Annotated in this window: 7 protein-coding genes; 3 read left to right on the top strand and 4 right to left on the bottom strand. The window is 35.3% G+C overall.

Features of this window, described 5'->3' with window-relative positions; translation table 11 throughout:
- The coding region (locus tag D5R40_RS06795) for an NACHT domain-containing protein (RefSeq protein WP_124154411.1) at positions 1-1,906 on the bottom strand (1,906 nt) is incomplete at its 3' end.
- A 27-nt stretch (positions 1,907-1,933) separates the two neighbouring features.
- On the bottom strand, positions 1,934-2,404 hold the full coding sequence (locus D5R40_RS06790; protein WP_124154410.1) for a hypothetical protein: 471 nt from the start codon (positions 2,402-2,404) through the stop codon (positions 1,934-1,936).
- A 606-nt stretch (positions 2,405-3,010) separates the two neighbouring features.
- On the opposite strand from D5R40_RS06790, the gene D5R40_RS06785 reads away from it, so the two are divergent.
- The gene (locus D5R40_RS06785) at positions 3,011-4,189 is read left to right on the top strand and encodes an LptF/LptG family permease (RefSeq protein WP_124142631.1); all 1,179 of its coding nucleotides are present in this window, start codon (positions 3,011-3,013) and stop codon (positions 4,187-4,189) included.
- Positions 4,190-4,568: 379 nt separating this feature from the next.
- Here the strand turns inward: D5R40_RS06785 and D5R40_RS06780 are convergent, their stop codons facing one another.
- Positions 4,569-5,078: a hypothetical protein gene (locus tag D5R40_RS06780; protein ID WP_124154409.1), complete on the bottom strand. Its 510-nt coding sequence runs from the start codon at positions 5,076-5,078 to the stop codon at positions 4,569-4,571.
- Positions 5,079-5,336: 258 nt separating this feature from the next.
- Between D5R40_RS06780 and D5R40_RS06775 the strand changes: the two genes are divergently transcribed.
- Complete coding sequence (locus tag D5R40_RS06775) at positions 5,337-7,055, top strand: hypothetical protein (protein ID WP_240041556.1); 1,719 nt, start codon at positions 5,337-5,339, stop codon at positions 7,053-7,055.
- Positions 7,056-8,122: 1,067 nt separating this feature from the next.
- Here the strand turns inward: D5R40_RS06775 and D5R40_RS06770 are convergent.
- Complete coding sequence (locus D5R40_RS06770; RefSeq protein ID WP_124154407.1) at positions 8,123-9,259, bottom strand: hypothetical protein; 1,137 nt, start codon at positions 9,257-9,259, stop codon at positions 8,123-8,125.
- A gap of 590 nt (positions 9,260-9,849) precedes the next feature.
- Between D5R40_RS06770 and pgl the strand changes: the two genes are divergently transcribed.
- The gene (pgl, locus tag D5R40_RS06765; RefSeq protein WP_124154406.1) at positions 9,850-10,647 is read left to right on the top strand and encodes a 6-phosphogluconolactonase; all 798 of its coding nucleotides are present in this window, start codon (positions 9,850-9,852) and stop codon (positions 10,645-10,647) included.
- The last annotated feature ends 303 nt before the right edge of the window (positions 10,648-10,950 follow it).

Here is a 10,950-nt window from a genome sequence, read left to right as displayed (position 1 = left end):
ACAAATCCACCAAAGCATCAATGGCTTTCTGATTGCCCGTGCCAATTTTCCCTAAGCTTTCTGCTGCTTGCCCGCGAGTATCATCATCAACAGTAGACTCCAACAAATTCACCAAACCATTGATAGTATTTTTCCTTGGAGTCTCTAGTAAAACATTTCTAGATGCTACACCTATTTCATTGAAACGGTTATTACAATGCCAGTCAATTATTTTTTCAACTACTTCATTTGTTTGAGTGCAGTTGCTAAATTCACCAATTCCAGCAGCAGCAAGAAAATAAGCTTGATATTCATAAAAACCCCTAATTCTTATAAGTGGTCTTGGAATTTCACCAAATTTTTTGAAGGGGTTGATTTTTATTATTATGATAAATATTATGGTAAATATGTTTATTATCGTTATTAAAAAGTAGAGGCACCCATCCTTAAACTTAGTTAAAGCCTTAATAAACTCCTCTTTCTCTTCCTCCTTCACATCCTCTCGCCCTAACCACAACAAAATTACCTGCTTCCACTGCGGCTCAAAAATTCGATAACGTCTCCCCTTCACTGGCTTATTCTTGTGTTTGCGAGGCAAGAAAAAATCCCAATCGGCGATCGCCAAAGCAGCAAAATATTCCTCAAACGTGGCATGAAAAAAAGCATAAACCTTTTTCGTCGGTGACTCTGCCGCCACCCCCACATTATTCAGCCATCCAATTTGCAACGCCAGATAAAACAGAGAATTTTCATCATCAATATCCCCCAACCTCTCAACAATAAAATCCTCACGCAACCGAAAACGACTCCCACTAGAGTCAATATCATCCTTCGCCAACCTACCCAAAGCCAGATTTAACTCCCGTCGCTTACTTTCCTTCATTGGAAAAAGAACACACTTCCACCGATAAAACTGCTCCACAAACTGACCATACAATTCCGCTTTCGTCTCCGGCAAACTTCCTTCATATAACTGCCAATTCTGACACAACAGCGCCAACCGCAGAGGATTTTGCACCAAATCTCGCACCCGCACTTTTTCCTCCTTCCCCAATTCCACCTTTAAGCGATCGCCCTTACTATTCTCCCCCCTTACAAAGTCTTGCTCTTGCTCTTGCTCCCCCCTTTCAAAGGGGGGTTGGGGGGGATTAAAACGGGGTTGAGGGGAATTAAACCAATTATCAATAAACTGCTCTACCTGCTGAGGATAATCAAAATCCAACAACCGAAAAGTCTCAAATTCAGACAAATGATTCACATCTGCTTGCCAAACATTCAGACGACAAGTCAACACCACCCGCGCTTTACCCACCCACCCCAAAAGTTGACGAGAAATATTTTGCAAAGTCTGACTGCCAGAAGTAGCAATTTCATCCACCCCATCCAACAACAACCACACTCGCCCCCGCTCAAATTGTTCGGTAAAATTATTCCACACCTTCTCACCAGAGAAAGAAACAGCAGCAGACAGCCAAGAATTGAGCAAATAATCCTCAAAACTCCTCAAATTCCCACCTTGAGTCAAATCTGCCAAAGAAACCCACACAGGCAAACCCAATTCTTGCTCCAATATCCAATTCGCAATAGTTTGTAGCAGAGTAGTTTTTCCCGCCCCCGGTTCCCCAATTAAAGAAATTCTTTGACCTTGACTTTTACCTTGTTTTTGCTGTAAAATCTCTTTTAAGAAAGTATTGTGGGTAAATCTTTGCTTTTCCTCATATTGGGGTTCATAAAGTTTCGTTCCCTGTTCGGGAGATAACCCATCTTGTTCTCGTTTCTCAGGTTTTTTCCGTTCCACCAGTGCCAGGGGAACATAAATTTGTTCTCGGTGTTTTTTTGCCTCCTCATCATCGTGAAATAGGGAATTACTGGTTAGTTTATTATTCAGCATTTCCCGACAAATATCTTGCCATTCCTTGAGACTCAATTCTCTACCCTGTTCGGGCGAAGTCAGTCAATAAGTTGGACTATGAATAGTTACACTGCCACCTTGTTCAAAAATTATCCCACCTCTTTGAGCTATTTTTTCAGCAACCATTTCTGCATTAATTACTTTTGCTACTATGTTGGCATTCTTTTCATCTTCGGACTCCAGAGACTTTAACACTTCTCTAATTTCTTCCATAACCTCAGTCAACTTTGGATGAGGATTTTCTTCTACTGCCGCTGCCAACTCCTGTATTGTCCGAGCAACATCAGGATTTTCTGCTGCCTCCTGCATTTCCAAAACTGCCTGACCATAATCCAAAGGTTGCTCCGAAATTTGTTCAATAGCAGTTACAGTATCGGGAGATTCTTGTTTGAGATATTTCATCAACTTAGCACTTTTATCCCAGACCACCTGCCCAATATTTTCTCCTGTTTTTTCCAAAGCTTTTGTCCCCAATACAGCAACTAGCGCCATTACAATAGTAATAGGTTCCATAATTTTCAGCCTCTTAAAATTGGACTCAGATTAAGTTAGTTATTAGATAATATTCTAAGCTATTCTATTTAATCGGGGCAAACTGAAAAAATCAATTTAGAAATAGATGAAAGATATGAGTATTATGTCTTTTCCAAAAATTATAAATTCCATGAAAAAACTCTCATAGAGTTCATCAAAAAAATCTATAGCAACTTATAATAATGTTCTGAAAAATAATAAATAAAAACCATAACTTTAGATAATGCCACAGTACGATTTATATCATAATAAAGTTAAGAATGCCTTGAATATTTTCACCTTCTTAAATAGCATTTTTTCTGAAAATATCTTCTAATGATATTCAAATTATTTTGGTTACGGAAAACCATAGCAGGAACATCTTACTTCTCTGGTAGACTTTGCTTATTCTCCTCTACAATTAATCACAATTAATTTCCTCTTATCAGTTTTCTACTTCCTGAAATTTTGATTCAGATTACGTTAACCTTAAGTAATATTCTGAAAAATTCCCATTTCATTTTGTTTATAAGAATAGGTAATTCTAAATCCTAAATTCTAAATTCTAAATTCTAAATTGTAGACTTGACCTTAAATCTGAAATATATGGAGCGCAGTATCTCAAAGTCTTTATTCTTCCTACAAAGACTGGAACCAAAAATTTCAGTTATGGACCGCTACATCATCATAGAATTAATTGGGCCATTTCTCTTTGGTGTAGGATTATTTTCATCTATCGGGGTAACAGCGGGGGCAATGTTTGAATTGGTCCGGAAAGTAACAGAATCTGGACTACCTATTTCTATTGCCCTTCAAGTATTTTTCTTAAAAGTGCCAGAGTTTATTGGTTGGGCATTCCCTATGGCAATGGTACTATCGACTCTGATGGTTTACAGTCAGATGTCTAGTAATAGTGAGATAGTTGCTCTGCGTAGCTGTGGCATTAGCGTCTATCGAATGCTTATACCTGCGGTAATATTAGGTCTGACCGTAACTGGTTTAACTTTTGCCCTTAATGAAGTAATTGTACCTAATGCCAACTATCAAGCATCTCTGACTTTAGAGAGAACTTTAGACCGAGACGATCCTCCTTTTCGGGAAGAACATATTTTCTATCCAGAATTTGGCAAAGTTGAGCGGCCAGACGGAAGTAAGAAAGATACTTTGACTCGTTTATTCTATGCCGAAAAGTTTGATGGTAAATATATGAGGGGGGTGACTATTGTAGATCGTTCCCAATATGGGGTTGACCAAATTGTGTCTTCTGAGTCAGCAACTTGGAATCCAGCAGAAAATATTTGGGACTTGTTTAATGGGACTATTTATATTGTATCTCCAGATGGTTCTTACCGTAATATTGTTAAGTTTGACCATCAAGAATTAAAACTTTCTACGGCACCTTTAGATTTAGCAGGTAAAAGACGTACTTATCAACAGATGAATATTCCTCAATCTTATGAATATTTGGAGTTAATGCGACTGAGTGGAAATCATCGGAAAATTGTTAAAACTCAAGTCAGAATTCAACAAAAGTTTGCTGTACCTTTTGTTTGTTTGGTTCTGGGTTTAGTAGGGGCAGCTTTAGGAATTAGACCTCAGAGAAATGCGAATAGAGGTACTAGCTTTGGTATTAGTGTGATAATTATTTTTGCTTATTATTTACTTTCTTTTATTACAGGGGCAATGGGGCAAAAAGAGGTTTTGACTCCTTTTTTGGCTGGATGGTTACCCAATTTTATGGGTATTGGAGTGGCAATGTTACTTATAGCAAGAGCTTCACGTTAAGGAATTTAGAAGTCAGAAGTCAGAAGTCAGAAGTTGTTTTTGTAACAGGAATTTCTTAAGTCTGAAGTCATAACTTAGAAGTTCATTTATGACTTTATTTTTATTATTTTGGTCAAACCAGAAAAAATACAAAAGATTTAACTAATAACTGATTAAAAGGCAGGGTTTTAGACCCAATTATTTTGATAGTTCAAAACTAGGGTCTGCAAATCTTGAGTAATTGAAGATTAAGAGTAATTCAAGTAACATTTACCTATCTTATTATTCTTGGGTACGACTTTTGTTCATGTCATTTATTGATAGAAGTAGCACTGAAAGACTCTGCTCTGAAGACTATTATTTATATGAAATAGGTAATCTGAAATATTGTAGCTTTTTGCTAAGACCTGCAAAATATAGGTGGGTCTGGTAATATGTGAAGATTCACTGCCCCTCCCCAAGAATTTAATTTTCCTTTATTACAACCACCTGTTACTCCTTTTGCTTCTAATGCTAAAGTATGGGTTCCTTTTGCAATAAAACCTAGATCCTTTTTTACAGATTTATAATTATCTATCTGATATTCTTCACGTCCTTTAAGTCTGTTATCAACATAGAAATAGATTATAATCGGACCACAATGACCAGGAGGAACGATATATTCAGCGTATAATATTCCATCTTCCTTTACTTCTATTTGTTCTTCGCGACGAGGTGTACAAAGTTGACCATTGCTTGTACATTCTATTCTTTTATTCCCTAATTCCTGAAGCAATTTTATCTCTTTAGTAGCATTTGATTGACTACAGTATTGACCAATTGCTGCTATTAATGCAGCTATTATTACTGCAGTTCCACCAATAATAGCAACAATTATTTGTGTCCGAGGACCATCGTTGTTAGAAGTCATCTAAATTTCAACCTTAGTTGTAATAAGTAATTAAATTTTAGTTAGTTTAGCAAATAAATAAAGCCCAAGCCTAATTATAGCAATACTTTTTATTCAAAATTTACAATTATTCTAATTTTTAGAAGAAACTATTAATGCTAAACAACAATCGCCAATCATATCATTTCTTATAAAATCGCTAATCTATAATCAAATATGTCAAATCTTTTAATATCCAAATTAAAAATTAGTAAATTTTTATCGATTTTACATAAAAATTTGATAAATCGAAGCTGGATATTCTGGTTTGGTTTAAGTTTAGCTATTGTCTTAATTTATGGTTTTGAATCTCTCAAATTTTCCCTCAAAAGTGAATATTTTATTCAAGATGATGCTCGACAACATATATTTTGGATGCGTCGTTTTTTAAATGCAGAATTATTCCCTCAAGATTTCATTGCTGACTATTTTCAATCAGTAGCTCCATGGGGATATAAAACTTTTTATTCACTCATCACATCTTTAGGTATAGACCCCATTTTTTTAGGTAAATTATTACCTATATTTCTCGGATTAATTTCGACAATTTACTGTTTTGGAATAAGTTTACAAATTCTACCTATTCCTGCCGTAGGTTTTTTTAGTTCATTCATTTTAAATCAAACTTTATGGATGGAAGATGACTTAGTTTCTGCTACTCCCAGAGCATTTTTATATCCACTTTTTTTAGCATTCCTATATTACCTACTCCGAAATTCCTTCTTTCCTGTATTAGTAGTGATCGCTCTCCAAGCTATTTTTTATCCTCACACTGTTTTACTATCAGTAACTATCTTAACTATTCGACTATTTTCCTACGATAAAAAACGGTTAAAATTTACTTCAGTCCGATTAAATTATTACCTCTGGTTAGGAGCAATAATAACTGCTGCAATTATACTTCTACCATACAAGTTTTCTGCTACGGAATTCGGGTCAATTATTACTGCTGCGGAAGCTAAATTACAACCAATTTTTAATTATGATGATGGAAACTATGGCAGAGCATTCTTTTTTCACGAAAATCCTTTGATTTTTTGGCTAATAGGACCGAGGAGTGGCATATTATTTTTAGGGTTTTTACCTCCACTAGCGATCGCCTCATTATTCTTACCTTTTGTACTTGGAAAAAGTCAAAAATTTCCTCTGGCAAAACAGGTTTCTTTAAAGGTAGAAATATTAGTTCAAATTTTACTAGCATCTATGGGGTTATTTTTCCTCGCTCATGCTTTTTTGTTTCAGCTTCATTTTCCCAACAGATATATTTATCATAGTATGCGAGTAATGATACCAATAGCTACTGGTATTGCTTTAACAATATGGTTGGATAGTTATTTTAATCAAGTTATTTCTCAGCTAGAAAATGGCTTAACTTTTCCACAACAAATATATCTCGGTTGCACAATTTTATTATTAGCGATATTAAGCATTATTCCTTTTTCTCAAGATCTAACTATAGATAACCAATTCTACGTTAAAGGCAAAGAAATAGAATTATATGAATATTTACTAGCACAACCGAAAGATATATTAATTGCGTCTATATCTAAAGAATCAGATAATATTCCTACTTTTGCCCAACGTTCTACTTTAGTCGCCCAGGAATATAGTTTGCCTTACCATACAGAATATTATGCTCAGTTTAGTCAAAGAGCAAAAGATTTAATTCAGGCTCAATATACTTCTAATCTAGAAGAGGTTAATAATTTTATTCAGAAGTATGGAATAGATTTTTGGTTGCTCGATAAAACAGCTTATAACCCTAGATATGTAGCTGATAAAGAATTAATTCGTCAATATGATTTAGGAGAGACAATTATTTATCAACTAGAGCAAAATATGATTCCTGCTTTATCCGTTACTATTGAACATTGCACTGTTTTAACAAGTAAGAGAATAGTTTTATTGCCAACATCATGTATTCAAAATGAGTTGATGAAATTTACTCAAATTAAGTAAGCAGTCAGCTATCAGCTATCAGCTATCAGCTATTAGTTTATTGTCTGATTAAGGAGAATTCAAAGTTATACCAATTTGATAAATTTTTGCTACAAATAGCTAGGATATTTTTTAGGAGTCAGTCCTCAGGAGTCAGTCCTTAGGAGTCAGAATGAATGGCTTTAATACCAGTTTTTAGGTCTGAATTTATCTTTTTAGTCCAAGAGACATCTCCTATAAAATATTTTAATTGCCCCTATTATTCGTAATATTCTTTTTTCAAATTGGTATTACAGCATATTTCAAGTATATGAAGTACAGATATTAATATTAAATGAATGCAAGTGCGGGCAAGATGCCAGCGAGAGGTGTACCTCACGCTTGGTGGAATCCGCTGTATGTTTGCGCAGCATTCCACAGGAAATGCTGAATGCAAGTGCGGGCAAGATGCCAGCGAGAGGTGTACCTCACGCTTGGTGGAATCCGCTGTATGTTTGCGCAGCATTCCACAGGAAATGCTGAATGCTAATAGCTGAATGCTTACTTTATACCAAGCTTTATATCAACGAAAGTATTATACCAATTCCCATACATTCATACTATACTTTCGATGCGACTTCAGTTATTAAGTAATAATAATGATTCAGTAATGTTTGTAAGGATTATCGGCATTAATCCAAAATATCTTATGCCTTTTAACTCTACTCCCTACTCCCAAGGAGATGTCGTAAAACTTTTGAGAAATGGTGTTAGGTCAAATTTTCTCATCTACAACCCACCATCTATTTCCTCATATTCAAAACCAAATATAAGGGTAGCAATAATAATTATTAAAATCCTCAAACTTGATGATTGTAATTATCCTAAATTACAGCGCTTTTCAAATTGATGAACTATAGCAATGTGCGCTGGCATATTTACAAATTACAGGAACTGTCGAATAGATAAAAGTCTTATATTATCGGTTTTTTCTTCCCTCTGTTGCCTGTTGCCTGCGCACAGCGCTATACCTCTTCACACATCAAACCTTGTAGTTCCATGGAACTTCCCTACTGTGGTCTACCCAAATCAAAACCGCTGTAACCATTTTAATTATTGTTAAAAGGATTATTCCAACGTTCGCCATATCCACGATTAAAACTATTATTACGTCTGGAAAAAGGGTTATTAGAAGGATTTGATGGTAAGTTTTGATTTACCTGATTAGGATTAACTCCATAGTTATATTGCTGTTGCTGATTTTGCGGATATCCTTGATTACTATAATAGTTAGAAACTCTTCCGTTATTAATCCCATTTACTCCATTTTGATTATTAGCTAAACCATTAGGTACTGTTGGTAATGGCGGTAAATTTGGATTAGCAGGTTGCCGTTGAAGAGAATAGTTAGATCCTGGTGAATTGCTGGGGTTATTGTTTTGATTTGCCGTTCCCGATCTATCTGTATAATAAGGTTTTGGTTGATTAATATTTATGGGTGGTAAAGGTGAATTAAAATTATTGTTTTGTGGAGATTGATAACTGTTGGATGTTGAAATTCCAGGAAAAGGAGAAGGTCTAATATCTCTAGGTTTTATCTCAGTAGGATAAAGGTTAAAATTATTTGTTTGAGACTGAGAATTTGAAGATGCTTGGGATTGATTTTTAGAGCGCTGGTAATCATCCAAAGCATTCTGTAATGCATTTGCAGGTTTTTCCTTTTTTTCTTCCCGATCGCTTTCGTCTAATATATTGAGACTACGTAACAGAGGAGATGTTAATAATTGAGAGTTGTCTAATTTATTTTGAGGAGGAAGATTATTGGTTGTTGTTTGAGGTTGAAGGTTCGTTAAATTTTCTTGAAGTTTTTTAGAGTTTTTTGGTGGTTCCGATTCATTTTTGCTTTCTCCTTTTAACCTGTTTAGTAAAATTTTCTCAGGAATTACTGAGGAATTAAATTGAAGATTTTCATAATTTTTTAAATCCTCTACTAAAACTGAAGAACTGTCAATATCACTAATAATAGAAATTTCTTCAGGAGATAAATTGTCAATTATAATATTTCCGCTTGTTACTGAATAATCATCTTCAACAGTTAACCATTCTGGATGGACTGTTAATTCCCAAACAAATAATAGCACTAAAGAAGCTACAGCAATTGGCCCCCAAACTAAAGGTTTTGTCAGATGACGAAATCTGCCTCGGAAGTAGCGTATGGAATTGGGTAATTTTTTGGGATTAGACATAGGTTTTGTTTTTTTATTAATTGTTTTTTCTCTAACATTAATCTGCTTTCTCGTTATAACTAGAAAATTTTATTTTTTGAGACATACACTAAAATTTTTTCAGATATAGCGCTGTGCGCAGGCAACAGGCAACAGGCAACAGGCAACAGCTCATCTGGGGGAATAAATTGCCTATAATATAAGATTTTAGCTATTGGACATCTCCTGCAATTTGTAAATATACCAGCGCTCATTGCTATATTAGGAAATTTTTTAGGCCAGCATAATATTTGTAGCCAATAATAACTTTTGTTTCATTGTTTAGTAATCGAACTCAAAATCTGAAAAAGTTGCATCAGATGAGCAACAATAAACACACATACTATGATTTATAGCTCAAGAACTTTTTTTCAACTGTTAATTACTAAACTGCCTACCACCTAAATTTTCCCATTATAAATACCTTGAGCAAATACTAATATTATTTGAGGTAACGAGATAAACTGACTTCTAAATCAAAATCGCTGTAGCATGAATTTGATGCCCAGATTCATCAAAAAATTTTTATATTTCTGGGTAAGCATATTCTAGCACAACACAAATCAGCTCAAATGAACAAACAGGTTAAATTACTACAAAGTAAAGAAGAGTTAATCGAGCAAGCTTTAGAAATTTGCTTGGCTAAAATGCAAGAGGCCATTTCACAGCGAGGCCAATGTACTATAGCTTTAGCAGGTGGTAATACTCCAAAACCCCTTTATGAGTCCATAGCAACTCAAAATCTACCTTGGGATAAAATTCATGTCTTCTGGGGGGACGAACGCTATGTAGCTCCTGACCACCAAGATAGTAACCAAAAAATGGCTAGGCAAGCTTGGTTAGACCGAGTGCCCATACCACCGACAAATATTCATGCTATGCCTACAGGAGCTGGAGATCCAGAAGTTGATGCCTCCAGCCATGATGCTCATTTGCGAGAATTTTTTCAGGTCTCACCAGGAGATTTTCCTAGTTTTGATTTGATTTTACTGGGAATGGGTGGTGATGCCCATACAGCTTCCTTATTTCCCCATACAGATGCTTTGCAAATTAGCGATCGCCTCATTACGGTAGGGAATATGGGAATGGGTGGTGATGCCCATACAGCTTCCTTATTTCCCCATACAGATGCTTTGCAAATTAGCGATCGCCTCATTACGGTAGGGAATAAAGATGGCCAACCGCGATTAACTTTTACAATTCCACTAATTAATCAAGCTCGTTGTGTAATATTTCTAGTTGCTGGTGCAGATAAACAAGTTGCATTGGATCGAGTATTTGCAGAAAATGGGGATGAAATGAAATATCCTAGTCGCCTGATTCAACCAAAAGGGGAACTACATTGGTTACTAACTGGTGTTAATGTTTAAGCAGTGAAAAGTAATATCATGTCCGGTTGAACAGTGATAAATAAATAACTACGGAGGAGTCAGGAGAGAAGAAAGGAGAAGGAAGAGGAAGAACTGGAGTTGAAGGAGAAAGTTTTTTTATAACTAATTATCCGGACATGATATAAATTCATCCTATCCTAAAATTTCAATCCTTCATTGGTTAAGTGTTAGGTTGAGGCAAGGAAAGTAATAGAATACTTCATATATTTCTACTACAAACCTAACTATCTAAAGCTTAATACTTGTATAGCAGTCGAAGGAAAGGGCGCGGACAAATTAAAA

The organism is Okeania hirsuta, from assembly GCF_003838195.1.
In the GTDB taxonomy this organism is placed as follows: domain Bacteria; phylum Cyanobacteriota; class Cyanobacteriia; order Cyanobacteriales; family Microcoleaceae; genus Okeania; species Okeania hirsuta.
The sequence above is the reverse complement of the archived record's forward strand: the minus strand, read 5'-3'. Positions and strand labels throughout refer to the sequence as shown.